We start from the raw sequence: 26,453 nt of genomic DNA on the forward strand, positions 1-26,453 counted from the left end.
TAAAGATAAAATTTATAAAGAAAAGAGTGATATAATGAAAATTTTAATGATTTCTTGGGAATACCCGCCTAAAACCATAGGTGGATTATCAAATCACGTATATTATCTATCCCATTCTCTTTGTGAGAAGGGAAATGAAGTTCATGTTATTACCTGTGAAGAAGGTACAGCACCTGTAGATGAAGATGACAAGGGAGTTTTTGTTCATAGGGTTACACCTTATGCTATAGATACTCAGGATTTTACCAAATGGGTAATGCAGCTTAATTTTGCCATGGTAGAAAGAGCAGTTAGATTGATAAATGAATGTGGAGAATTTGATTTAATACATGTTCATGATTGGCTTACTGCATTCTGTGCAAAGACTTTAAAATGGTCCTTTAGAATACCGGTAGTATGTACTATGCATGCTACAGAATATGGGAGAAATGGAGGTATAAATACTGTAACTCAAAGATATATCTCTGCTACAGAATGGATGCTTACCTATGAGTCATGGAAAGTGGTTGCCTGCAGTAATTATATGAAAAGCCAGATAAATAAGCTGTTTTCAACGCCAGAAGAGAAGATATGGGTTATTCCAAATGGAATCAATTTGGGAAAATTTAACTTTGAATTTGACTGGCTTTCCTTTAGAAGAAAATATGCCATGGATAATGAAAAGATAATCTTTTGCATAGGAAGGCATGTTTTTGAGAAAGGAATACACCTTCTTATAGAAGCAGCTCCTAATATAATAAGTAGATACAATGATTCCAAATTTATAATAGCAGGTACCGGTCCTATGACAGAGGAATTGAAGGATAAAGTTAGATATTCTGGATTAGCAGATAAATTCTTATTTACAGGATATATGGATGAATCAGAAAAGAATAAATTATACAGAGTATCTAGTGCAGCAGTATTTCCATCTCTTTATGAACCTTTTGGCATTGTAGCTCTGGAGGCTATGGCAGCAGGGTGTCCTGTAGTTGTTTCAGATACAGGTGGATTAAGCGAGATTGTGGATCATGGAGAAAATGGACTTAAATGTATAAATGGAAATTCCAATAGTATAGCAGATAATATAGTTCAGCTGTTATATGATGAGGCCTTTGCTAAGCATATAAGTGATAATGGAAAAAATACTGTAAAAGATAGATTCACATGGGATAAGGTAGGGGATCTTACTATGAAAATGTATGATGAAGTTTTAGAGGAAGCTGGTGGCACGGAATGGAGAAAGTTGGAGATGGAAAATAATAATAAATCTTTTAGAGAAGACTATAAGGTATATAAAAGTTTAAATGAGGAAAATAAGGATTTAGCGGAAGTTGCAAAAACTAATCATAATGAGCCTGCAAAAGATAATTTTAAAAAGGAAGAGATTTTAGAATATTATGAGGATCTTAGAGAAAGTAGACAGGAAGATAAAAAAGAACAGGAAGATGCGAAAGTAAAAGTAGGAGCTAGAGTTAAAGGTAAAAGTCAGACTGCAGGAAGAAAAAGAACCAGTACTAAAAATAAAGAAAAAAGTAAGGTTTAAATATTAAAAATGGATAAAGGGTGTGATGGTTGTGAAAGCTGTAATAATGGCCGGAGGAGAGGGAACCAGGTTAAGGCCTTTAACCTGTAACATACCTAAACCCATGATGCCCATTATGGGCAAACCCATAATGGAATATGCATTAGAACTACTTAAGAGTACGGGCATAGAAGATATTGGAGCCACCCTACAATATTTGCCCGATGAAATAATAAATTATTTTGGGGATGGCAAAGATTTTGGAGTAAATATAAGTTATTTTATAGAAGAAACCCCTTTAGGAACTGCAGGAAGTGTTAAAAATGCAGAGGCATTTTTAAATGACACATTTATTGTTATAAGTGGAGATGCCCTTACAGATATAGATTTATCCAGAGCAATTGCCTATCATAAAAGTAAAGGTGCGGTAGCCACTTTGGTGCTTAAGGAAGAACCGGTACCTTTGGAATTTGGAGTGGTAGTTACAGATGATAAAGGAAAGGTAACTGGTTTTTTGGAAAAGCCGGGATGGGGGGAAGTATTCAGTGACAAGATAAATACAGGAATATATATTTTAGAACCGGATATTTTTAAATATTATGATAAAAATAAGAAATTTGATTTCAGCAGAGACCTTTTTCCTATTTTGCTTAGGGAAAAAGTACCTGTGTTTGGGTATGTATCACAGGGATATTGGTGTGATATAGGAAATATTGATCAGTACATGAAATGTCATTTTGATATATTAAAGGGACTTGCAAGTGTAAATATAAAAGCACAAAAATATAGTGAGGATATATGGATGGGAGAAGACTGTGAAATAAGCCCTCAGGCTAAGATTTCAACACCTGTATATATAGGAAGGGGCAGTAAAATATATAAAAATGCCCAGATTGGTCCCTATACTGTATTGGGAGAGAACAATATCATATGTTCTGATGCTACCATAAAAAGGAGTGTGCTTTTTAATAACTGTTATATAGGGGACAAAGCACAGATAAGAGGTGCTGTACTCTGTAAAAAAGTTCAAATTAAATCTCAGTGTTCTGTATTTGAAGAAGCTGCTCTTGGAAATGACACTATTATAAGGGATAAGGCCATAATAAAGCCGGGAGTTAAAATATGGCCCAATAAGATAATAGAAAGTGGCACTTTGGTAAACTCTAATATTATATGGAAAGAAAAAGCATCAAAATCCATTTTTGGCAAGAATGGTATTAGTGGAGAGATAAATGTAGATATAACTCCAGAGTGTGTATCAAGACTTGGTTCTGCCTATGGCTCTGTTCTAAAGGCAGATTCCAGGGTTGCCATAGCCTGCAGTGATAATGGAGCGGCACAGATGTTCAAATATTCCCTGGCCACAGGGCTTTTATCCATGGGTATGGAGGTCATGGACTTAAAAAAGATGCCAATGGCTTTTATAAGACAGTCAATTCTCTTTTTTGGAGCTCAGGCAGGAATTTATGTATGTGTAAATAGAAATGCACCGGAGAAGGTTACTATAATATTTATGGATAAAAATGGTCTTAATATAGACAGAGCAATGGAGAGAAAAATAGAAAGCAGTTTCACAAGAGAGGACTTTAGAAGAGTTAAACCAGATAAGTTTAAGCACATGGAACATATATACAATTGTCTGGAGTATTATGAAAGACAGCTTATAAATGGACTTTCTATTGAAAATATAAAAAGCCAGAAGTACAGGGCAGTTTTAAGTATAGAAGATCCCATGGTACTTGAAGTAATGAGAGCAATTTTGAGAGAACTTAAAGTAGAGGCAATACTTTATGATAGGTTTGGAGATACCAAAGGGTTGGCCAAAAAAGTTGTAGAAGACAGTGCGAACTTTGGAATTGAAATAGATGAGGAATGTGAAAGACCTGTTATTATAGATGAAAAGGGAGGCATAATAAAGGATAATTTGTATGATGCCTTAAATGCACTGATTATGCTTAAAACCCATGACATAAAAACTTTAGTAGTTCCAGTTACAGCCTCTTCCACCATGGAAAAGCTGGCAAAAATATGCGGATGTAAATTTATAAGAACTAAGACTGCCCATAAAGTTATACTGGAAACCTACTTGAAAAATACAACAGGTATAAGTAAAAGGGATATGGTAAATGCATATCTTATGACATTAGATGCAGTAAGTGTATGTGCCATGATTATTAATTTTATGGCAAACTGCAACAGAACTCTTTCTCAGATAACCTCTGTTATACCCAAATATTATACTATGAAAAAGGAAATAAAGTGTCCCTGGAATATGAAAGGGAGATTGATGAGAAATTTAATAGAAGAAAATACTTCAAAATCCATAGATCTGATTGAAGGGGTAAAACTTAATTTTGAAGATGGATGGACATTGGTAATGCCAGATGCAGATGAACCTTTATGTAAGGTTTATACAGAGTGCAGTGATTATAAAAAACTCAATAAACTTACAGATGATATTTTAAATAAAATTACTACTATAACTAATCAATGTTGAAATAATGAATTAAAAGTTAAGATATAAGTTGATTTTTAATTTACTCTTAACTCTTAATTGTTTATCCGAACACGGTAATTAGCTAACACCCCTGACTTCTTCAAAGTGGGGGATAAGTACTGCTATGCGCCTGGATAAGTTCTTCTAAGGTTCAGGTGGAGAAAAGCATTATTTATGAGTAAACTCTACCTGAACCTAAGAAAAACTTGATATAAGGGGGATTTAGAATATGAATGCAAATAGAAAATACATAGAGGTGGAAGAAATATATTTAAAGTTAAGGGGAATTTTAAAAAGATGCAGAGAAGAAAATAAAAGAACCTTTGAAGATTTATCCGGTATTTCTGGATTCAAAGAAGAGGAATTAAAAAATATAGAAGAAGGTATAGATAAAGATATAATACATTTTTTAATATATGCCAGAATATTAGGTATTAACATAAATTTAACTTATAGGGAAAGTTGTAAGCCTGTTTGAAATTATTGTCCAACCTATTTTCAATTTTACTTGATTGAAGATAGCTTTTGTGATAGTATATAAAAAAGTTAAATAATATATAGAGGGGGGCTGGTGTTTCCGGCTGAGATTAAGAAAGTTAATTCTTTGACCCTAAACCTGATCTGGGTAATGCCAGCGTAGGAAGTTGTTTGTGTAAATATATTGGTAATTAAAGCATAAGTCTACGGATTTATGCTTTTTGTTTTTATAGGCTTTTATTAAATTCATTATACAAATGACATGACTCATCGGTGTATAAAGAATTAACAATAAAAGGAGGATGAAGTATGAATTTTACTACTCAAATGGATGCTGCTAAAAAGGGAATTATAACAAAGGAAATGAAAGTGGTATCTCAAAAAGAAGATATGGATGTAGAAATTTTAAGGAAGCTTGTATCTGAAGGTAAAATAGTAATACCTGCAAATAGGAATCACAAATCTTTAGATGCCCAGGGTGTTGGTCAGGGATTAAAAACTAAAATAAATGTTAACCTAGGCATATCAAAAGATTGTGCCAATATGGATATGGAACTTGAAAAGGTTAAAACGGCAGTTGATATGAAAGCAGAAGCTATAATGGATTTAAGTTCTTATGGGAAAACTGAAAAATTTAGAAAGAAAATTGTAGAGATATGTTCGGCTATGATAGGTACTGTACCTATATATGATGCTGTAGGGTTTTATGATAAGGAATTAAGTGATATATCATCGGAAGAATTTTTAGCTGTAGTAGAAAAACACGCCCAGGATGGAGTGGATTTTATGACTATACATGCAGGAATCAACAGGGAAACTGTAAAAGTATTTAAGAGAAATAAAAGACTTACTAATATAGTTTCAAGAGGGGGATCTCTTTTATATGCATGGATGGAACTAAACAATAAAGAAAATCCATTTTATGAATACTACGATAAAGTTTTAGATATATTTGCAAAATACGATGTTACCATAAGTCTCGGAGATGCCTGTCGTCCAGGAAGCATCAATGATTCTACAGATGCCAGTCAGATAAAGGAACTTATAACTCTTGGAGAGCTTACCAAAAGAGCATGGGAAAAGAATGTGCAAGTTATAGTCGAAGGACCAGGACATATGCCTTTAAATGAAATAGCTTCTAATATGCAGCTGGAAAAAAAATTGTGTCATGGTGCGCCTTTTTATGTACTTGGACCTTTAGTTACAGATATTGCACCGGGATATGATCATATAACAAGTGCTATTGGTGGAGCGATAGCAGCTGCAAACGGTGCAGATTTTCTGTGTTATGTTACTCCAGCAGAGCATTTAAGGCTTCCAAGTGTTGAGGATATGAAAGAAGGAATTATAGCTTCTAAAATAGCAGCACATGCTGCAGATATAAGCAATAATATAAAAGGTGCAAAAGATTGGGACTATAAAATGAGCAAGGCAAGACGGGAGCTTGACTGGGATAAGATGTTTAAATTGGCAATTGATCCGGAAAAGGCAATAAGATACAGAAAAGAATCTACCCCGGAACATGAAGATACTTGTACTATGTGTGGAAAAATGTGTGCTGTAAGAAATATGAACAAAGTAATGGAGGGGAAAAATATAAATATTTTAAGAGAAGAAGATTAAAGGTATTTTGAAATATACAGTATAATTGTAAAAAATATATATTATGTATAGATATTGCAAAAGGTTAAAAATTATATGAATTTCATAATAATTTTATATATTAATTTTTTTATTGTAAATAATAAGGAATAAAATTTAAGAAATTGATATGGAATTTTAGTATTTTATTGACACTATAAAGGGGCTATGCTAATATTTTATTAATAAAAATATAATACTCGGATGATGGATTTAGGAGAGACTGCCGGAATATGGCAGCACCGAAGGGGAAGCTGCAGTAAACTCTCAGGTAAAAGGACTGGATTTTGACGAAACTCTGGAAAGTAGCAATAAGCAATACACCGAAGAAGCTAAAATCTTTCAGGTATAAAGACAGAGCGCATAAATAAATAGGTTGTTTATTTATGTGCTTTTTTTATTGAAAAGGGGATGGAGCAATGGAAAAAAAGACACCACTTTATGAAAAACATCTAAAGTATAAAGGAAAAATGGTTCCTTTTGCAGGCTATCTGCTTCCGGTTCAATATGAAGAGGGAGTAATAAGAGAGCACATGGCAGTACGAAAGGCCTGTGGCGTATTTGATGTATCCCATATGGGAGAAGTTACTTGCAGAGGTGAAGATGCATTAAAAAATCTTAATTATCTGCTTACCAATAATTTTGAAGGAATGTATCATGGTCAGGCAAGATATAGTCCCATGTGCAATGAAGAAGGCGGTGTAGTGGATGATATGATTGTGTATAAAGTAAAGGACAATGATTATCTGCTTGTGGTCAATGCTGCAAATAAAAATAAAGTTTATAATTGGGTGAAGACTCATGGACAGGGTAATGTAGTATTTGAGGATATTTCAAAAGAGGTGGCACAGATTGCATTACAGGGGCCGAGAGCATTTTCAGTCATAAGCAAGGTAGCAAAGTTAGATGAAATACCAAAGAAATATTACAGCGGCATATTTAACTGTACTTTAGAAGGCGCAAAGTGTATGATTTCAAAAACAGGATATACCGGAGAAAATGGCTATGAGATGTACATGGAAGCTTTAGAGGCACCGAAAATATGGGAAATTCTTTTAGAAGCAGGCAAGGAAGAAGGATTAATTCCCTGCGGTTTGGGTGCCAGAGATACACTGAGATTGGAAGCAGGCATGCCTTTGTATGGACATGAGATGAATGATGAAATAACGCCCATAGAAGCAGGTCTTGGTATGTTTGTTAAAATGGATAAAGAGGACTTTATAGGTAAAAAGTCATTGGAGCAAAAGGAACCGGCACAAAAAAAGAGAATAGGACTAAAAGTTACAGGAAGAGGTATTATAAGAGAGAATATGGAAGTTTATTCAGGAGATTGTAAGATTGGAATCACTACATCTGGAACCTATTGCCCATATATTGGTTATCCTGCAGCTATGGCCATGCTTCCTTCAGATTACAGTAAGCCGGGAACAAAAGTAACAGTAATTGCAAAGAGAAAAAAAGTAGAAGCAGAGGTAGTAGAGCTGCCATTTTATAAAAAAAGTAAATAGGAGGAATAAAAATGAATTTTCCAAAGGAACTTATGTACACTAAATCACATGAATGGGTAAAAATAGAAGGAGATAAGGCTTTAGTTGGCTTGACTGATTATGCACAGAGTGAACTTGGGGATCTGGTATTTGTAAATCTTCCAGAGGAAGGTGATGAAGTTACTTGTGGGGAAGTATTTTTAGATGTGGAATCCGTTAAGGCTGCATCGGATGTATTTGCACCACTAAGTGGTGTTGTAGAGGAAGTTAATGAAGAGCTTTTGGATAGACCGGGGTGGATTAATGAAGCTCCTTATGAAGCATGGCTTGTAAAAATAAGAGAAATAAGTGCTAGAGAAAATTTATTGACAGCTGAAGAATATGAGGCAGTTGTAAATAGTGAGAAAGAATAACAGATGGAGGTAATCCTATGGGAACTTATGTGCCAAATACCGGAGAAGAACAGCTGGAGATGTTAAATGAAATAGGCTATAAAAGCTTTAATGATTTATTCTGTGATATTCCACAGAAAGTAAGATTTAAAAGAGAATTGAAACTTCCTGAAGGGATTTCTGAAATGGAGACATCAGCTAGAATGGAGGAAATAGCTGAAAAAAATAAAATTTTTAAATATATCTTTAGAGGGGGAGGAGCATATAATCATTATATACCGGCTGTTGTAAAAAGTGTACTTTCAAAAGAAACATTTCAAACTGCATATACCCCCTATCAAGCAGAGATCAGCCAGGGAATTTTACAATCCATTTTTGAATATCAGACTATGATTTGTGAACTTACTGGCATGGATGTTTCCAATGCGTCAGTTTATGATGGAGCCAGTGCAGCAGCAGAAGCAGTAGCCATGTGCAGAAATAAAAAAAGAAAAAGTATATATGTATCTGAAACTATAAATCCTCAGGTTATGAGCACTATTAAGACCTATTGTTTTGGCAGTGGTGCAGAACTTTTTATTGTACCTGAAAAAGATGGTATTACAGACTATGAAAAACTTAATAAAATGCTTGGTGATAAGGCAGCATGTTTTTATATGCAGCAGCCAAATTATTATGGCATTGTAGAGGATGGAGACAAGATTTCAGAGATGGTACATGAAAAAGGAGCAAGTTTTGTCATGGGCTGTAATCCTATTTCTCTTGGGATTTTAAAAACACCAGGAGAATGTGGTGCAGATATCGCAGTGGGAGAGGGGCAGCCCCTTGGAATGCCTTTATCTTTTGGAGGACCTTATCTTGGGTTTATGGCAGCTACATCTAAAATGATGAGGAAGCTTCCTGGACGTATTGTAGGAGAAACTGTAGATGTGGATGGAAAAAGGGCTTTTGTACTGACTCTGCAGGCGAGAGAACAACATATTAAAAGGGAAAGGGCAGGTTCCAATATTTGTTCCAATCAGGCACTGTGTGCAATGGCAGCATCAGTTTATATGACAGTTATGGGAAGTGAAGGTATAAGAGAAACGGCTATTCAATGTACCTCTAAAGCCCATTATTTGCAAAAGGAATTAGAAAAGGCAGGATTGAAATTGAAATATTCGCAGGAATTTTTTCATGAATTTGTAACAGTTTCAGACAGTAATGCGGATGAAATACTTAAACAATTGGAGAAAGAGAATATTCTAGGAGGACTTCCTATTGGAGAAAAAGAAATACTATGGTGTACCACAGAATTAAATACTAAGGCTCATATGGATAAATTAGTTGGTATTGTAAAGGAGATGCAGAAAAAATGAAATTGTTATTTGAAAAAGGAAATACCGGAAGAAAATCCAGCATTTTACCTGAAAATGATGTACCTTCTGTAATTCCAAACTGTGCACTTAGACAGAAAGAAATCCGTCTTCCGGAATTATCAGAGAGTGAAATCAGCAGACATTATGCCGGCCTATCCAAAAGATCTCATGGAGTTAATGATGGGTTTTATCCACTTGGGTCATGCACCATGAAATATAATCCCAAAATCAACGAAGAAATAGCATCACTTTCTGGATTTACAAAAATACATCCGATGCAGCCGGAAGATACAGTACAAGGTTGTCTTAAGCTGCTTTATATGGCAGAGCAGTATTTATGTGAAATAACGGGAATGGATGCAATGACCATGCAGCCTGCAGCAGGCGCCCATGGAGAATTTACAGGATTACTTTTAATTAAAGCCTATCACGAAAGCAGAAATGACAAAAAGAGAGATAAAATTATCGTACCGGATTCAGCTCATGGAACCAATCCTGCAAGTGCGGTTATGGCAGGGTTTAAAGTAATCAGCATTCCTTCAGGGAAGGATGGATGTGTGAATATAGATAAATTGAAAGAAGTACTTGGAGAAGATACCGCAGGACTTATGTTAACTAATCCTAATACTTTAGGTTTATTTGACAAGAATATTTTAGAAATAACTAAAATGGTTCATGAAGCTGGGGGATTAAATTATTATGATGGTGCCAATTTAAATGCAGTTATGGGTATTGTAAGACCTGGAGATATGGGATTTGATATTGTACATATTAATCTACACAAGACATTTTCAGCACCTCATGGAGGAGGAGGACCTGGAAGCGGTCCTGTAGGCTGTAAGGATTTTCTACAGAAATTTCTTCCCGGAAAAATAGTTATAAAGCAGAAAGATGACACTTATGTATTACATAAGACAGAAGAAAGTATAGGTGATGTAAAGTCATTTTACGGCAATTTTCAAGTGGTTGTAAAAGCTGTTGCCTATATTATGATGTTAGGCCGGGAGGGTATTCCAGAAACAGCTAAAAATGCAGTATTAAATGCCAATTATATGAGAGTGAAATTATCTGATTGTTATGATGTGGCTTATAACAGAACTTGTATGCATGAATTTGTTATAACCCTGAAAAGGATGAAGAAGGAACACCAGGTTCTGGCATTGGATATAGCAAAGGCTCTTCTTGATTATGGCATACATCCTCCTACAATATATTTTCCGTTGATTGTCCATGAGGCACTGATGATTGAGCCTACTGAAACTGAGACAAAAGAAACACTGGACCATGCAATTTGTGTCTTCAAAGAAATATATAAAAAGGCAGAAGAAGCACCGGAAAAGATGCATGAATATCCATATAATACGGCAGTTCACAGGCCAGATGAAGTTCTTGCGGCTACAAAACCTAAACTCCAGTATTACATTAAGGATAAAAATAATACAGGGAAGGCGGTTTATAAATGATAGAGAAGCTGTTATTTGTGAAAAGTGAAGGAACTTATCCTTATAAAAATCTGGCCCTGGAAGAATATCTAACCTTTCATGTGGGGGAAAGGGAATGTATTTTATACTTGTGGCAAAACCGTCATACGGTGGTTATAGGAAGAAATCAAAATTGCTGGAAGGAATGTAAGGTAAAAGAACTTGAAAATGATGGAGGATATTTAGTACGCAGATTATCTGGAGGAGGAGCTGTATACCATGATCTTGGAAACCTTAACTTTACATTTTTAATAAGAAAAGATAACTATGATGTAGACAAACAGCTTGAAGTAATTGTACAGGCGGTTAAAAAGCTGGGAATCAATGCAAAAAAAACAGGAAGAAATGATATTACAGTAGATGGAAGAAAATTCTCGGGAAATGCATTTTATAAGTCCGGTAATTTTTGCTATCATCATGGAACACTTTTGATTGATGTAGATATGGAACATATGGCTAAGTATCTTAATGTTTCAAAAGAAAAATTACAATCCAAAAGTGTAAATTCCATAAGATCAAGGGTAGTAAATTTAAAAAAACTTTCTTCCTCTCTTACAATAGATAAGATGTGTGAGAAACTTATAGAAGCTTTTGGAGAAGTATATGGATTAAAGCCGAAACCCTTTCATGAATCACGGATTCAAAAAGAAGAACTTGAAATTTTAAAGGAAAAGTTTGAATCCTGGAAATGGAAATATGGAAGAAAAATTGAATTCCAGTATGAAATGTTAGGACGTTTTGAGTGGGGAGATATACAATTGCAGTTTGAAGTTCAAGGTGGCAAGATAAAATCGTTAAATGCATTTTCTGATGCCATGGATGAGGAAATGATTTTGAGGATTTCTGAAATACTCATTGGATGTACCTATGAGGAAAATACATTAAAAGATGTATTGACTAATAATTTTGCAGATAAGCCAGAGCGGGCAGTTATTGCCAAAGATATAGGAATGCTGATTCATGACAATATGTAAGTAAAGGAGAAAAAATATGTGTCAGAGATATGATCTAATTGTAATAGGAGCGGGACCCGGCGGGAGTACAGCAGCACTTGAAGCAGCAAAGTTTGGGATGAAGACGGCAGTTATTGAAAAAAATGAATTGGGCGGTACTTGTTTAAACAGGGGCTGTATTCCAATGAAATCTTTATTACATTCAGCAGGTATTTACCAGAAAATAAAGGAAAGTAAAAAGTTTGGAATACAGGTTGAAAAAGCTGTACTTGACATATCTGCTCTGTTGAAATATAAGGAAGAGATGATAAATAAGCTTTCTGATGGTATGAAAATGTTACTTCAAAAAAATAAAGTAGATATTTTTTATGCTTCAGGAAAGATTGTTAATGCACATCAAGTAGCTGTCAGTGAAAATGGAGAGGAAAAGATTATTGAAGCAGAACGAATTCTTATAGCTTCGGGATCTAGTGCTGCAATTCCTCCTATTCCTGGTATCCAATTGGAAAATGTCGTTACAAGCTATGAACTTTTAAATAGAAAAGAGGATTTATTTGACCACCTTATTATTATTGGCGGCGGTGTCATTGGAATGGAATTTGCAGCCCTATATAGTGCTTTTGAACACAGGGTAACGGTTATTGAAGCCATGAACCGGGTACTGCCTGACATGGATAGAGAAATTGGTATGAATTTAAAACAAATTTTAAAAAAACATGGAGTAGATATTCATACATCTGCTAATGTGGAAAAATTAGAACAAATACAAGAAGGAAAAATTCTGTGTGTCTATAAAGAAAAGGAAAAATTACAGCATATTGAAGCAGATGGGGTACTTGTGGCAATTGGAAGAAAGCCTAATACAGAAGGACTTTTTGGTGAAAATTTTACCGTTGAAATAGAAAAAAGCAAAATTTTGGTGGATAAATATTATAAAACCAGCTGTCCTTCTATATATGCTATTGGTGATGTTATTGGAGGTGTACAGCTTGCCCATGCAGCTTCCTCTGAAGCACTTTGTGCAGTTATGCATATGGTGGGAAAAGAAGAACCTCTAGATATAAAATTGATTCCAGGTTGTGTCTATACCAATCCTGAGATTGCTACAGTAGGTATTACGGCTAGTGGGGCAAAAGAGGCAGGTATCGAGGTAATTACTAAAAAATATCCCATGATGGCAAATGGAAAATCAGTGTTGACAATGCAGGAGAGAGGGTTTATGAAAGTGGTTGCAGAAAAGGAAACGGAAAAAATTCTTGGAGCACAGCTTATGTGTGCCCGGGCAACGGATATAATAAGCCAATTCACATCGGCCATTGTAAATGGTATGACTCTTTCACAAATGGCCCATGTAATTCATCCCCATCCTACTTTTTCTGAAGGAGTATGGGAATTGGTGAGAGAGTGATTTGAATTAAAGTGGATATAGCCTTGGTTTAATAATAGCAAAGAGCATTTTGTGCTAAAAGTAAAGGGAGACAGTATGATAGGAGCAAATATAGATAATGGAGATCTAGTGGTTATGAAAGTGCAAAATACCGCAGACAATCGTGATATTGTAGCAGTTGCAGTGGATATGGAAAATGCCACCTTGAAAAGATTTATGAAAATGTAGTTAAACCAAGATTCAAATAATCTTAAAATAAGATTATTTGAATTCTATTCTTTTTAAGTGAAGATTACTTACATATATACAAAATATAATTGTTAAAAGACATAATATTAATAATTTGAAAAGGTCAATAAATTTCACATGATTAATTATAGCATTAATTACTAAATTAAAAGGCAGCAAATTAGATATTATAGGATTATTAAAATTACTGATACATATAGCAACAAAAAGTATAAAAAATGGTGAGATAATAGTGAGTACACTATTTCGGGTTAAGATTGATATTAAAAATGTAATACTTGAAATAGCTGTAATACCAAGCATATTCACTAAAATTGATTTCAATATAGTTAAAATAAAATATATATTCAAGTCTTTTTCAAACCCATATAATATTGAAAAAATTATTGTAGATGAAAAAATAAATATATAAAGTATGGCTGCTGAACCTACCAGATAAACGAGAAATTTACTTAATAAAACTTTTATTTTGCTATAACCATATGTAAATGTCATATTTATAGTTTCATTTTCAAAATCTCTGCAAACAAAAATGGCTGCTACTATAGCAAATAAAAAATTTTCCCATGCAACTGCAGTTAATAACAAATATAAAATAGAGCTTCCAGAAATATTATTTAAACTTTCAGGCTTTCTTTGCATAGAAATTTGATAATAGCAAAAAAAAAACAGCTGAACTTATTAACACTAAAATTATTGTTAATTTAATTCCTTTATTTTTAATAAATTTAAAAAATTCACCCTTGATTAAATTATTCATTATTATCCCCCTTAATTAATCTGCTAAAATAGTCTTCCAGAGATTCTTCATTTTGGAAAAGTTCATAAATTGCTATACTATACTTTGATAAAATTAGAGATAAATTTTCAATTTTGATTTTATCATATATATTTACAGTGTTATCTGGAAATATTTCATAATTGGGTGTATTAAATTGTTCTTCTATTATTTTACCAATATTAGAAATAGAGTTAACTTTTAAATGCAGGTAGTTTCTACATTCTAAATGTAATTCTTTTGATGAAATTTCTTTAATTAAATGTCCCTGATTTATAAATCCATATTTAGTAGCTAATTGTGTTAACTCAGATAATATGTGGCTTGATATTAAAATAGTTGTTCCATATTTATTGTTTAAATTAAGTAATAATTCTCGGATTTCTTTTATTCCAATTGGGTCCAAGCCATTTATAGGTTCATCTAATATTAATAATTCTGGATTATTTAAAATAGCCATAGCAATACCAAGCCGTTGTTTCATACCTAAAGAAAAATCCTTAGATTTATTTTTAACATTATGTAAATTAACTAATTTTAATATTTTATTTAAGTCTATAGTATTTTCTAGATTTTTTTGAATTTTTATTAACTGGAGATTTTCTCTTGCAGTCATATTTCCATAAAAAATAGGTCTTTCGATCAATGAACCAATTTTAGCTCTTGATAAATTTATTTTTTCTATATCGGTATTACCCAATAATTCAATTTCACCGGAATCAGGATAAATTAATCCTAATATTATTCTGAGCATACTAGTTTTACCTGCTCCATTTTTGCCAACAAATCCGTAAATATCTCCTTCTTCTATATTTAATGATAAATTATTTAATATTTTATGATTATTATAGGATTTATTGATATTGTTACTTCTAAATAAATAATTTTTCAAAATAGATACCTCCCGTCAATAATTATAAATTATTTTTTGTCCGAATGAGGCAATTAGCTAATACACTTAAAGAATTTTATCTATTACTCCATAAGTTAGGGCTTCCTCTGCAGACATAAAATAATCCCTTTCCATATCCCTTTCTATTTTTTTAATGGATTTTCCTGTTTTTTCACTATTTATTTTATTCTTAGTCTTTAAAAGCCATTCCTACACATACTGTAGATATGATATATTAGCTGTTTTTAGTGAATAAAAACAATAGTTCAATTTCTATGTATTCTTTGTTATAGACTGTAACTATAACAAGTAATAGTTTTTGGGATTTACACTATAGGTAGGAATTTTTGTTATGATTAACTTAGAAAAAATTTTTGCTGAAAGGATATAGTGTTATGAAAGACTCAATTATTGGTTATCCTAGAATAGGTGAACTTCGTGAGCTGAAATTTTGGACAGAAGATTATTTTAAAGGAAATTTATCTTTGGAAAAGTTGCAGCAAAATGTTAAAGATTTAAAAAGAAAACAATGGAAACTATTAGCTCAGACAGATATTGATTTCATACCTTCCAATGATTTTTCTTTTTATGACGGAATGCTTGATATGGCAGTTCTTTTAAATGTAATACCAGATAGTTACAAATCATTAGGTCTTAATAAATTAGATACTTATTTTGCAATGGCCAGAGGATATCAGGGAGAAAAAGGCGATGTTAAAGCACTTCCCATGAAAAAATGGTTTAATACAAATTATCATTATATAGTACCGGTAGTGGAAGACAATACAGAAATCAAGTTAAATAGTAAGGAGCTTTTTAGCCAGTATAAGGATGCTCTGAAGATTGGAATTAAAACAAAGCCTATAATCATAGGTGGGTTTACTTTCTTAAAATTGGCACATTATGAGGGTATAAAAAGACTAGATGATTTTATTGAAGATATAATTAAGGTATATGGAGATATTCTTATAGAATTAAATAAATTAGGGGTAGAATGGGTACAGATTGACGAACCTATTTTAGTTACAGATTTAAGTGAAAATGATATAGAAATATTTAAAAGAATATATACAGAATTGTTAAAAAATAAAGGTGACCTCAACATATTAATTCAAACATATTTTGGAGACATCAGGGATTGTTACAGGGAAGTGATCTCTCTTGGTTTTGATGGAATAGGGCTGGATTTTGTGGAGGGGAAAAAATCTTTAGAGTTAATTAAAGATAGGGGATTTCCAAAGGATATTCTTCTTTTTGCAGGTATAATAAATGGCAAAAATATATGGAAAAACTCTTATGAAAAATCCTTTGTAGTTTTAAATGAGCTTTCAAAGCATATGAAAAAAGATAATATTGTAATAAATACAAGCTGTTCTTTGTTACATGTTCCCTATACTCTAAAAAATGAAAAAAAACTGTCAGAAGATTATAAAGCCCATTTTGCTTTTGCAGAAGAAAAACTGATAGAGCTTGCTGAATTAAAAGAGCTTTTTGGTGATGTAAATTATATAAATTCAAGTAAATATAAAAACAATATTTCACAGTTTACAAAAAAATTAAATAGTGATAATTTTAAAGTGAAGAAAAAGGTTAAAAATTTAACTGAAAAAGATTTTGTAAGACTTCCAAAGTTTGATGAAAGGGTAAAGATTCAAAGAGATTTTTTTAAATTTCCATTACTTCCAACTACCACAATAGGCTCTTTTCCACAGACCTCTGAAATAAAATCAAATAGAGCAAAATTTAAAAAAGGTGAAATCACAAAAGAGGAATATGTAAAGAAAGTAAAGGAAAAAATTAAGGAGTGTATAGAACTTCAAGAAAAAATTGGTATTGATGTTTTAGTTCATGGTGAATTTGAGAGAAATGATATGGTGGAATATTTTGGAGAAAATTTAAAAGGATTTTTATTTACAGAAAGAGCCTGGGTTCAGTCTTATGGTACCCGTTGTGTTAAACCGCCTATAATATGGGGAGATGTATCTAGGGCAAAACCTATTACTGTTGAATACTCTAAATATGCTCAAAGTCTTACATCAAAGCCTGTAAAGGGTATGCTTACAGGCCCTGTAACTATTCTCAACTGGTCTTTTCCACGGGAGGATATTTCGTTAAAGGAAATGGCTTTTCAAATTGCTCTGGCTATTAAAGAAGAAGTTTTAGATCTTGAAGCCAATGGCATTAATATAATTCAAGTAGATGAAGCAGCATTAAAAGAAAAACTTCCCCTTAGGAAAAGCAGCTGGCACAGTGAATATCTGGATTGGGCCATATCTGCATTTAGACTGGTTCACAGTAGCAGCAAGGCAACTACGCAAATACATACACATATGTGTTATAGTGAATTTGAGGAAATAGTGAAGGATATTGATTCCATGGATGCAGATGTAATTTCCTTTGAAGCATCACGTTCAAATCTATCTATTATTGAAGCTTTAAATAAAAATAATTTTACTACTGCAGTGGGACCTGGTGTCTATGATATTCATTCTCCAAGAATACCTGGTGTAGAAGAAATTGTTAAAGCTATAAATTCAATGCTCGAAAAAATTAATAAGGAAAAGCTGTGGATTAATCCAGATTGTGGTTTAAAAACCCGAGGCGAAAAAGAAACTGTTCCAAGTCTTAAAAATCTTGTGGAAGCAGCTAAAAAAGTAAGAAATATATTAGGAGAATATATATGAATATAAAAGAAAAACCTTTAATTTTTGATGGTGCAATGGGGACATATTATCCCAGTGTTTCTAAAAATCCATTGCCTAAATGTGAGCTTGCAAATATCTATGATAAAAATACCATATTAAAAATACATAGAGAATACATAGATGCAGGCTGCAAGGCAATTAAAACTAATACTTTCGGAGCAAATAAAATTAGCCTTGAAAGTGATTTTGATAGGGTAAGAGAAGTTATTGTAAATGGATATGAAATTGCAAAGGAGGCTGCAAAAGACACAGATGTTTTGATTTTTGCAGATATTGGACCAATACCTTTTTTAGAAAATATGGATTTATATGAGGGGTATAAAGAAATAGTAGAATTGTTTTTAGAGTTAGGAGCAAAATATTTTATATTTGAAACTTTTAGCAGTGACGAATATCTAAAAGAAATTTCTGAGTATATAAAAGGGAAAAATCCAGAAGCATATATTCTGACGGAGTTTGCAGTTTCTCCGGAAGGTTATACAAGAGTTGGTAAATCAGGGAAAAAGCTCATAGAAAATATTTTAAATATACCAACCATTGATGCCTGTGGTTTTAATTGTTTTTCTGGTCCCTATCATTTATTGCAGTATATTAAAACTTTTAATATAGGAAATGAAACTATATCTGTTATGCCAAATTCGGGTTACCCAACAGTAATAAATAACCGAACTTTTTTTGATAACACTAAAGAATATTTTGCCCAGAGGATGTTGGAAATTGCAAAACAGGGTGTGTCCATTATAGGTGGTTGCTGCGGTACAACTCCAGAATTCATAAGAGAAACTGTTATAAAATTAAAAAAATTATCTAAATCAGAAATTGTTTTAAAAAAACAGGTAAAAAAAATTCATACTGAAAAACCAGTTGTTAAAAATGTACTTTTAGAGAAAATTAATAAGGGTAAAAAAATTATTGCAGTAGAGCTGGATCCTCCCCTTGATACAGAAGTAGATTTCTTTTTAAATAGTGCTAAAACTCTTAAAAAACAGGAAATTGATGCAATAACAATTGCAGATTGTCCTATTGCCAGAGCTAGGGTAGACAGCAGTCTTCTGGCCTGCAAGCTAAAAAGGGAATTAGATATTACTACTATACCGCATATGACCTGTAGAGATAGAAATATAAATGCTACAAAAGCACTGCTTTTAGGTTTAAATATTGAAGGGGTAAACAATGTTCTAGTGGTGACCGGAGATCCTATACCATCTGCTGAGAGGGATGAGGTTAAGGCAATGTTCAGTTTCAATTCTGCAATACTTGCAAATTATATTACCAATTTAAATGATACAACATTTTCATCCCCCTTTAATATCTGTGGCGCCCTAAATGTGAATTCTGGAAATTTTAATACTGAACTTAAACGGGCCAAGACTAAAATAGAAAATGGTATAGCTATGTTTTTAACACAGCCTGTTTTAACAGAAGAGGCTCTGGAAAATTTAAAGCTGGCACGCAGAGAATTATCTGCCAGAATATTAGGAGGAATTATTCCAGTTGTAAGCTATAGAAATGCCTGTTTTATGAATAATGAAATTTCCGGAATAAAAGTTTCAAAACAAATTATCAAACAATATAAGGATATTTCAAAAGAAGAGGCAGCAAAACTGGCAGTTAAAATATCCATTGATATTGCAGAGAAAATTTATCCTTATGTAGATGGATATTATCTCATTACACCTTTTAAAAGAATAGATATTATTTCTGAAATTATTCATAATATCAAAGCAAAAAACACCATTACAATATAATAGTGGTGTTTTTTATTTTATCCGCGGCAATTGGCTAATATTCCCATATTCTTCAAGGTGTAAGATAAGCACTGCTTTTATAATTTAATTTGCTGGATCTATATCTGGTGTACTTGGATTATCCATCTTTCCCATAAAGGATATAATTCCCGTTTTATTATCTCCTATAAAGAAGAAAGGTCTGTCTGCCTTAAAGTAAATTGGTTTATTATAAGGGGCAGAGGTGCCATTCATAATCTCAACAGTAACAGCAGCAGCTTCTGTACCCTCTTCATCTACACTTATATAAGCTTTATGTTTTATTTTATTTATATATAGGGAAGTCTGGTTTAGGGTATTATTGGTTACAAGCTTTTTAAAATCTGCTTTTTCAGGATCAAAAGCATCAAATATTCCTAAAGCTTTTAATGGATTATTTAAGTCTGTGTCATAGTACATTTTAAATTTAGGAATCTGTTGCAGAACATAAGTACTTTTAAAGTTATTCATCCATTTATCAAAGTTGTCTTTAGTAATATTTTGGGAGAACTCATTTATATTTATATCTTTTTTAGGTAGAAATATATCCATTTCCATATTATCGTGATAAGAAAGTAAAATTGTTTGGAAATTGCTTTCCTCCAGATAATTTACATAGGAAGTATTTTGCATGGTGTCTATGTTTATTTTATTACCGTTAGATAAATTAAACTCTTCTTTTTTTGTATTTTCAGTTAAAAATTGATCCTCCCATTTTCCTTTAAGACATAGGGAATTAATTAAAATAACTTCAGTTTTATCTTGTGATATCAAATTTTCCATTAGATTAAAAGCAAAAGTATTGTTAGTTGTAACTATAGAAGTAGTTTCATCTATATCTATAGATCCTATATCACCAGTTGTAAATTTTATCTGTATGCCATTTTTAAGTGATCTGCTCTGGTATTCAAATGTTATGTCTTTGGAGATGTTAAGGTAATATGTTTGTCCTACTTTATAGCCTTCTTTTGGAGGGTCTACATAAACATATTTTCCAGAATTCCCTGTAGAAATTTTTATATTCATTAAGTTCCCTTGAGAATCCTTTACAGTTATTATACCGGGTTTAAGTATGGAATTTAAATCTACAGGTGTTTTGAACTCTATAGTCCAGCATTTTATTGTACTTGTATTTTCCCTCTGATTTAATTTTGTTATATGTAGATTTTCATTTGAATCTGCATATATATAGGGGGTAAAACTGGTACATGACATCATAAATAATATAGTAAGAAGTATGGGAATAATTTTTCTATTTTTATTCATTATAGTGCATCACTCTCCCTTAATACTCATAATATTCCATATTATAATAATAATATGAATAAGCCTTTAAAGCAAACTCAATTTTTTATGAAAGGAGTAAACTTTATATAGTCTATGGTTCAAATATGAATCTTCAACATAGGGTTATGTCCATCGGCAAAACTAAAAAAAGTTATAAAAGCTATGTTTGAAGGTAAAGAATTGGAGGCTATGGTTTATATAATGAATAAAGATAGAGTATTAGGAAAGCCAGATCCTAAATATTATATTATTATATATACTATTATATTTTTAACAAATTAATAAATAATACTTAAAAAAACTTGACTTTTAATAAAATAGAAAATATAATAATACGAAACAAAGTAAAACATAATAAAGCTACCATTTATACTACTATTGGTTGCAACTGGTGGGGTACCTCTATATTTCATAACCCTGTGCAGTGACAGCGGACAAGGCTGGGACAGTTGCTATGAGATATTTTTTACAGTGCGAGAGGTATGGATGTGGAAGTTATGCTACCAGGCAGGAGATAATGATTTGAATGAGTTTGAAAAACTTGATTCCATATGTATTGTGAAAAGAGGATATGCGGGTTTCAATGGGGCAATAAATTTAATAGAGGATTTAACTAATTCTATTATGACAGGTAACTTTAGAAGAGAGGGTTTATATGATAATAATTTTTATAGGGATAGGAGGAATTTTCACTATGAAAATGGATTTGACCATAAGGAGAGCTGACCAGGGTGATATTGAAATGATGACTCAGTTGTTAAAAGTTCTTTTTTCCATTGAGGAAGATTTCATTTTCAATGAGGAAAAGCAAAGGAGAGGTCTTGAAATCATGCTTGAAGACAGGGAGAATCGGTGTGTATTTATAGCGGAGTATAATGGCCAAATTGTGGGGATGATCTCAGGCCAAGTTTTGATTTCAACTGCTGAGGGAGGCATATCTGTATTGGTAGAAGATTTAATTGTTAAAGAGGTTTACAGGAAACGAAGTATTGGAAAAGAACTCCTTTTTAAAATAGAGAAATGGGCAGCTTTAAAGAAGGCAAAAAGACTGCAGCTTTTAGCGGAAAATGACAACTCTCCCGCGTTAAATTTTTATAGGCATTTAAACTGGAATGATACAGGTCTTATATGTTTAAATAAAAAGAATATATAGACTATGTTTATTTGACGAAAGAATAGAAATATGGGAGTATACCTTTTAGTTTTGTGAAGGAAATGCCAGAAGTATACTCAAAAAATGAATTAGGATATGTTAAATTGTAACCTTATATAACTTATTATAACATAAAATGTCATTATTACTGTCTATTTTAAATGTTAATTAAATAAAGGAGGGTGCATTATGTCAGTTATAATAAAGCACAATAAAAAATTTATTATAGATAGAACTTTACCGGAAATTATGAAAAGATCAGAAAAGATTCATGAAAATATGATAAAAAATTTTTTAATGTTACTAAAGGAAGTAGGTGTAGATTTAATAGAGATAAATAAGAGTACTTTAAGTAAAATTAAAAATTTTCCTAGAGACCTAGATTATATATACAATGTAGATGATATTTGTGATATATATTTTTTAGATAAATGTGAATTTAAATTTAAATATATAGCTGTGGATTATAAAAAGGCTGTTACTTTTAATAAGGATATTTTAAATAGATTGAAAGATAGGAAGATAATACTTGAGGTGGATATTAAAATTTTAGATAAATTACTTTCAGGTGAGAATAATAAAATTTTTAATGAGTTAAACATAAGTTGTTTGAGAATAAAGGGTATTGTAAAATACAATTTATCAGGATGGAGCGGATTAATAGAAAATATAAAAACACGTTTTTCTACGGATGTGGACTTTTGTCCGGATAATAAATTTTACATGGCAACTGCAATAGGTATGGAAGCTTGTATCGATGGCGCGGATTTTATAACGGGAACTTTTAATGGACAAATTTATGGATTTGCATCTATAGAGGAAATTGTTTTAGGACTTAAAGTGATAAAAAAGGGTGAAGTATCTGGAAATTTAAAGTTAGTAGGAGACCTGGCAAAAGTATATACACAGCTGACAGGGGAAAAGGTCTACTGTATGAAAGCTGTAATTGGAGAAGATATATTTAAATATGAATCGGGTATTCATGTGGATGGAATAGCAAAAAATCCTTATACTTATGAACCTTATAATCCATATGATATTGGAGAAAAGAGAACCATGTATATAGGAAAACATTCAGGCAAAAAAGCGGTAATGTTGCGCCTTAAAGAGCTAAATATAGACTATGAAGGAATTAATGGAAATAATTTTTTAAGTAAGATAAGGGAAACCAGTATTAAACTAAAGAGAAATATTTTTGATGAGGAGTTAATTCAAATCTATAACGACTTTAAAAATACTTGTTTGCAATAAGGGGGAGGATAATTGTAAGTTATCCATTAAGTTAAATTGGTTGATGCATAAATTCAAATTGTAAATTAAAAAGGATGTGAATTGTGCATTGAAAAAGAGGTGGGATGTAAAGTGAATGTTAGTATTGTAGACACTACTTTGAGAGATGGAGAACAAAAGGCTGGCATAGCATTAGGTATAAAAGAAAAAGTAAAAATTGCTGAAATTGTAAATGATATGGGCATTGCTCAGATAGAAGCAGGAACAGCATCTATGGGGGGAGATGAAAAGGAAAGTATTGAGAAAATTGTAAGCCTGAATTTAAACAGTAAGATATCATCATGGAATAGAATGAATATAAAGGACATAAATCATTCCATAGATTGTGGCGTGGATATAATTCATATATCCATTCCTTCATCAGATATTCAAATTAAATCTAAACTAGGGAAAGATAGGACTTGGGTTATAAATAATATAAAAAGATGTATTACTTATGCATTGGATAAAGGATATGAAGTAACTGTAGGATTGGAAGATGCCAGTAGGGCAGACATAAATTTTTTAGTTGAATTATGTAAAATTGTTTTTGAAATGGGAGTAAAGAGAGTTAGATATGCAGATACAGTGGGTATTTTATATCCGAGGAAGATTTTTTACCACATAAATAAATTGAGACAAGAGGTGCCAGTAGAAGTAGAAGTGCACACACATAATGATTTTGGAATGGCACTTGCCAATTCTTTAGGAGCAGTAGAGGCCGGAGTTATGTATGTAGATTGTACTGTTACAGGTATAGGAGAACGTGCCGGTAATTGTGATTTTGTAAAGTTTGCTAAAGTTTTATATATGCTGGAAGGTAATAAAGTATCCTGTAGAGATTTTGATGATTTAATGGAAATGGAACAACAAATTAAAGATATTATAAAATTGTCAGAGTAATTAAGAATCACTTGATTTGTATAGAAATAGGAAGGAGATTACTATGGGGATGTACATGGTAAGTTATGATTTAAGTCATCCGGATTACAATAATGAAAAAGTAAAAGGGGCTATACAAAGTTATGAAGATTGGTGCCATTATCTGGATATAACTACCTACGTAATAAAAACTTCTGCATCTTATGAAGATATAAGAAATTCTTTGAGTAAATTTTTAATAGGTACTGACAGGTTAGTTATTTGTGAAATTCCTAATCCTGAAGTGTGGGTTACAAATAAAAAGTTAAATTGGAAAAATAAAACCTATGATGCCAGATATAAAAATATTGATAAAAAAAATAATTATAAATTAGCAATCTCAAGCAAGACAGGTGAGAATATAGATGAACATTTTGGACATACTGATAGATTTTATATTTATTCCTATGATAAAAATGGTATTAATTTTGTAGAAATAAGAAAAGTCTACAGGTACGGTATAGGAGTTGAGGAATGTAGTAACCATGATGAGAAAATTTCTAAAATACTAGAAACCATAGAAGACTGTGATATTGTGCTAACTTTAAAAATAGGAGTGGAGGCTATAAAGAAACTAAAGCAGAAAGGTATTGAAGTAATTCAGATAAATACAACTGTAGATAAAGGAATTGAGAAAGCTTTAGAAGAGATTACTATGATGAAGTAAATTGTTAAAATATCATTGTGAAAGGGGGATTATTATACTAAATTTACAATTATATTATAAATTTAGTAAAAAGATTATGAATAAAGAAATTGCAGTATTAGAAAATTATAATGGAGAAATAGCTTCTTTTTTAGAACCAGGTGTAGTTAAAATATATACTAAACAGGATAAAGACTGGAAGATAAAAGATGAAATAATTTTTTCAATATACAAAATAACTGATGTAAATTTAATTCGAGAAAGAATTATAAAGATGGTAGAATCTCTAGGACAATGCAAAATTTTTGTAGGAAGAAAAATTGGAGGAATTCCCTACAGCATTTTAGAAAGATTTGAAGTGAATTCCTGGGAAATAACCGGAAGGCCTTATGAATTTCTAGATCATGTTATGGAAACAGAGGAAGATGAAGAACGTAAACTATTAAAATCTTCTTCACAATCTCAAAATAAGCGTGTATGTGAACCTGTCAAAATTGGACAAGAGGGTCATTATTTTTTAGATCTTATTAAGGTACAGCAGCAGAATCCAAATATTACTACCAAACAAATATTAGTTCCATTTTTTAAGAATCAAACCTTTTCTGAGTTGGTAATAAACTGCAGTCATGTCCCAAAGTGGTTTGAAAAAGAATTGGATAATTTTGGTTTAAAAGTTGATGTTCAAATAGAAAAAAAGGACCGGTTTAAAGTAACTGTTAAATATAAGACATGTTGAGACCAGGTCTATTTTACGTAAGATAATGATATTAATAGAAAAAGGATTTATTATGTTGTTTTACACCACCTAATAAATCCTTTTTTCTTAACAGATAATTTTTATATTATAAAGCCAGTACGCCTTTTTCTGAAGTCCTTATTCTTATAACTTCAGTAACATCTTTTACAAATATTTTTCCATCTCCTGGATTATGGGTTTGATTTGTGCTGATAATTATATCTACTACTTCTTGTACATCCTGGTCATTTACCATTATTGTAAACAATCTTTTGGATATTAGTCTGTGTTGTTCGGATAAATTTTCTGCTTGGTGTTTATTTATAGATATTTCGCCATTGGATACCTTAAGATCTACCATTTTTTTACCGCGTCCAAGAACTTTTCTACAGGTAAAGCAAGGAAAGCCTGCTTTTTTTAAATTAGTTGCAGTTTTACTCACCATATTCATTCTAATAATAGCATTAATTTCTTTCATAGTGTCATCTCCTTTATTTAAAGTTCTTTAGAGCCTGTACTTATCGTGTAAACTTCGTCTACAGGTGCTGTGAAAATTTTACCATCTCCAAATGCCCCTTCTTCCCCAGTTTTTGCTGTGTGTATTATAATATCTATTACTTCATCTTTGTCAGTGTCATTTACAACAATCATGAGCATTTCTTTAGGGATTTCATCATAATGTATGGAACCCACTTGAAGCCCCTGCTGCTTACCCCTTCCTACAACATCATATTTTGTAACAGCCGGAAAACCTGCACTTGAAAGTGCGGATAAAACTGACTCTACTTTTTCTGGTCTTATAATAGCTTTAATCATTAACATAGAATTTCCTCCTAACAAAAGTTATTTATTTTATGAACGTCCTTGATTTGAA

23 protein-coding genes, 2 pseudogenes and 2 riboswitches are annotated in these 26,453 nt (G+C 32.1%); of the genes and pseudogenes, 19 read left to right on the top strand and 6 right to left on the bottom strand.

Features of this window, described 5'->3' with window-relative positions; all coding sequences use genetic code 11:
* Positions 1 to 34: 34 nt before the first annotated feature.
* From AB3K27_RS09350 to AB3K27_RS09400, 11 genes and pseudogenes are all read left to right on the top strand, one after another.
* Complete coding sequence (locus AB3K27_RS09350) at positions 35 to 1,525, top strand: glycosyltransferase (protein WP_368490920.1); 1,491 nt, start codon at positions 35 to 37, stop codon at positions 1,523 to 1,525.
* Positions 1,526 to 1,556: 31 nt separating this feature from the next.
* Positions 1,557 to 4,001: a sugar phosphate nucleotidyltransferase gene (locus AB3K27_RS09355; protein ID WP_368490921.1), complete on the top strand. Its 2,445-nt coding sequence runs from the start codon at positions 1,557 to 1,559 to the stop codon at positions 3,999 to 4,001.
* 229 nt (positions 4,002 to 4,230) lie between these two features.
* Entirely contained in the window at positions 4,231 to 4,479 is a 249-nt protein-coding gene (locus AB3K27_RS09360; RefSeq protein WP_368490922.1) for a hypothetical protein, read from the top strand.
* 73 nt (positions 4,480 to 4,552) lie between these two features.
* Positions 4,553 to 4,662: riboswitch (TPP riboswitch) on the top strand.
* A gap of 125 nt (positions 4,663 to 4,787) precedes the next feature.
* Positions 4,788 to 6,101 (top strand): phosphomethylpyrimidine synthase ThiC, encoded by a 1,314-nt coding sequence (thiC, locus tag AB3K27_RS09365; RefSeq protein ID WP_368490923.1) that lies wholly within the window; start codon positions 4,788 to 4,790, stop codon positions 6,099 to 6,101.
* A gap of 222 nt (positions 6,102 to 6,323) precedes the next feature.
* A riboswitch (glycine riboswitch) is annotated at positions 6,324 to 6,412 on the top strand.
* Between the two features lie 126 nt (positions 6,413 to 6,538).
* Positions 6,539 to 7,627, top strand: a complete 1,089-nt coding sequence (gene gcvT, locus AB3K27_RS09370; protein WP_368490924.1) for a glycine cleavage system aminomethyltransferase GcvT — start codon at positions 6,539 to 6,541, stop codon at positions 7,625 to 7,627.
* A gap of 11 nt (positions 7,628 to 7,638) precedes the next feature.
* Positions 7,639 to 8,019, top strand: a complete 381-nt coding sequence (gcvH, locus tag AB3K27_RS09375) for a glycine cleavage system protein GcvH (protein WP_368490925.1) — start codon at positions 7,639 to 7,641, stop codon at positions 8,017 to 8,019.
* Between the two features lie 17 nt (positions 8,020 to 8,036).
* On the top strand, positions 8,037 to 9,356 hold the full coding sequence (gene gcvPA / locus AB3K27_RS09380; protein WP_368490926.1) for an aminomethyl-transferring glycine dehydrogenase subunit GcvPA: 1,320 nt from the start codon (positions 8,037 to 8,039) through the stop codon (positions 9,354 to 9,356).
* Complete coding sequence (gene gcvPB, locus AB3K27_RS09385) at positions 9,353 to 10,819, top strand: aminomethyl-transferring glycine dehydrogenase subunit GcvPB (protein ID WP_368490927.1); 1,467 nt, start codon at positions 9,353 to 9,355, stop codon at positions 10,817 to 10,819. The genes gcvPA and gcvPB overlap by 4 nt, the downstream gene beginning before the upstream one ends.
* A complete protein-coding gene (locus AB3K27_RS09390; RefSeq protein ID WP_368490928.1) occupies positions 10,816 to 11,811 on the top strand; it encodes a lipoate--protein ligase in 996 nt (331 codons plus the stop codon). The genes gcvPB and AB3K27_RS09390 overlap by 4 nt, the downstream gene beginning before the upstream one ends.
* A 16-nt stretch (positions 11,812 to 11,827) precedes the next feature.
* Positions 11,828 to 13,198, top strand: coding sequence for a dihydrolipoyl dehydrogenase (gene lpdA / locus AB3K27_RS09395; protein WP_368490929.1), 1,371 nt, complete (start codon positions 11,828 to 11,830; stop codon positions 13,196 to 13,198).
* Positions 13,199 to 13,234: 36 nt separating this feature from the next.
* Positions 13,235 to 13,396, top strand: a pseudogene (locus AB3K27_RS09400) (LexA family protein); the annotation flags it as partial.
* A 42-nt stretch (positions 13,397 to 13,438) separates the two neighbouring features.
* On the opposite strand, the gene AB3K27_RS09405 reads toward AB3K27_RS09400, so the two are convergent.
* The 3 genes and pseudogenes from AB3K27_RS09405 to AB3K27_RS09415 all read right to left on the bottom strand — a co-directional run.
* Entirely contained in the window at positions 13,439 to 14,068 is a 630-nt protein-coding gene (locus AB3K27_RS09405) for an ABC transporter permease (protein WP_368490930.1), read from the bottom strand.
* A gap of 110 nt (positions 14,069 to 14,178) precedes the next feature.
* Positions 14,179 to 15,096, bottom strand: a complete 918-nt coding sequence (locus tag AB3K27_RS09410; protein WP_368490931.1) for an ATP-binding cassette domain-containing protein — start codon at positions 15,094 to 15,096, stop codon at positions 14,179 to 14,181.
* Between the two features lie 66 nt (positions 15,097 to 15,162).
* Positions 15,163 to 15,306 (bottom strand): annotated as a pseudogene (locus tag AB3K27_RS09415) (ATP-dependent Clp protease proteolytic subunit); the annotation flags it as partial.
* Between the two features lie 185 nt (positions 15,307 to 15,491).
* On the opposite strand from AB3K27_RS09415, the gene metE reads away from it, so the two are divergent.
* Together metE and AB3K27_RS09425 are read left to right on the top strand one after the other, a co-directional pair.
* Positions 15,492 to 17,780, top strand: a complete 2,289-nt coding sequence (gene metE, locus AB3K27_RS09420; protein ID WP_368490932.1) for a 5-methyltetrahydropteroyltriglutamate--homocysteine S-methyltransferase — start codon at positions 15,492 to 15,494, stop codon at positions 17,778 to 17,780.
* Entirely contained in the window at positions 17,777 to 19,549 is a 1,773-nt protein-coding gene (locus AB3K27_RS09425) for a bifunctional homocysteine S-methyltransferase/methylenetetrahydrofolate reductase (RefSeq protein ID WP_368490933.1), read from the top strand. The genes metE and AB3K27_RS09425 overlap by 4 nt, the downstream gene beginning before the upstream one ends.
* Before the next feature lie 84 nt (positions 19,550 to 19,633).
* Here the strand turns inward: AB3K27_RS09425 and AB3K27_RS09430 are convergent, their stop codons facing one another.
* The gene (locus tag AB3K27_RS09430; protein WP_368490934.1) at positions 19,634 to 20,833 is read right to left on the bottom strand and encodes a serpin family protein; all 1,200 of its coding nucleotides are present in this window, start codon (positions 20,831 to 20,833) and stop codon (positions 19,634 to 19,636) included.
* 399 nt (positions 20,834 to 21,232) lie between these two features.
* Between AB3K27_RS09430 and AB3K27_RS09435 the strand changes: the two genes are divergently transcribed.
* The 6 genes from AB3K27_RS09435 to anfO all read left to right on the top strand — a co-directional run bounded on the left by AB3K27_RS09435 (position 21,233) and on the right by anfO (position 25,579).
* Positions 21,233 to 21,580, top strand: a complete 348-nt coding sequence (locus AB3K27_RS09435) for a hypothetical protein (protein ID WP_368490935.1) — start codon at positions 21,233 to 21,235, stop codon at positions 21,578 to 21,580.
* Positions 21,549 to 22,007: a GNAT family N-acetyltransferase gene (locus AB3K27_RS09440; RefSeq protein WP_368490936.1), complete on the top strand. Its 459-nt coding sequence runs from the start codon at positions 21,549 to 21,551 to the stop codon at positions 22,005 to 22,007. Before AB3K27_RS09435 ends, AB3K27_RS09440 begins: the two co-directional genes overlap by 32 nt.
* Before the next feature lie 189 nt (positions 22,008 to 22,196).
* Positions 22,197 to 23,258: a homocitrate synthase gene (locus AB3K27_RS09445; protein ID WP_368490937.1), complete on the top strand. Its 1,062-nt coding sequence runs from the start codon at positions 22,197 to 22,199 to the stop codon at positions 23,256 to 23,258.
* Between the two features lie 111 nt (positions 23,259 to 23,369).
* Positions 23,370 to 24,179, top strand: a complete 810-nt coding sequence (locus tag AB3K27_RS09450; protein WP_368490938.1) for a homocitrate synthase — start codon at positions 23,370 to 23,372, stop codon at positions 24,177 to 24,179.
* Between the two features lie 43 nt (positions 24,180 to 24,222).
* Positions 24,223 to 24,864 carry a NifB/NifX family molybdenum-iron cluster-binding protein gene (locus AB3K27_RS09455; RefSeq protein WP_368490939.1) on the top strand — a complete coding sequence of 214 codons (642 nt, stop codon included), beginning with the start codon at positions 24,223 to 24,225 and terminating at the stop codon, positions 24,862 to 24,864.
* A gap of 76 nt (positions 24,865 to 24,940) precedes the next feature.
* Entirely contained in the window at positions 24,941 to 25,579 is a 639-nt protein-coding gene (gene anfO / locus AB3K27_RS09460; RefSeq protein ID WP_368490940.1) for a Fe-only nitrogenase accessory protein AnfO, read from the top strand.
* Positions 25,580 to 25,685: 106 nt separating this feature from the next.
* On the opposite strand, the gene AB3K27_RS09465 is transcribed toward anfO, so the two are convergent.
* Positions 25,686 to 26,057: a P-II family nitrogen regulator gene (locus AB3K27_RS09465; protein ID WP_368490941.1), complete on the bottom strand. Its 372-nt coding sequence runs from the start codon at positions 26,055 to 26,057 to the stop codon at positions 25,686 to 25,688.
* Between the two features lie 17 nt (positions 26,058 to 26,074).
* Positions 26,075 to 26,401, bottom strand: coding sequence for a P-II family nitrogen regulator (locus AB3K27_RS09470; RefSeq protein WP_368490942.1), 327 nt, complete (start codon positions 26,399 to 26,401; stop codon positions 26,075 to 26,077).
* Positions 26,402 to 26,453 lie beyond the last annotated feature (52 nt).

This window comes from Clostridium sp. BJN0013, from assembly GCF_040939125.1.
Taxonomy (GTDB): domain Bacteria; phylum Bacillota; class Clostridia; order Clostridiales; family Clostridiaceae; genus Clostridium_B.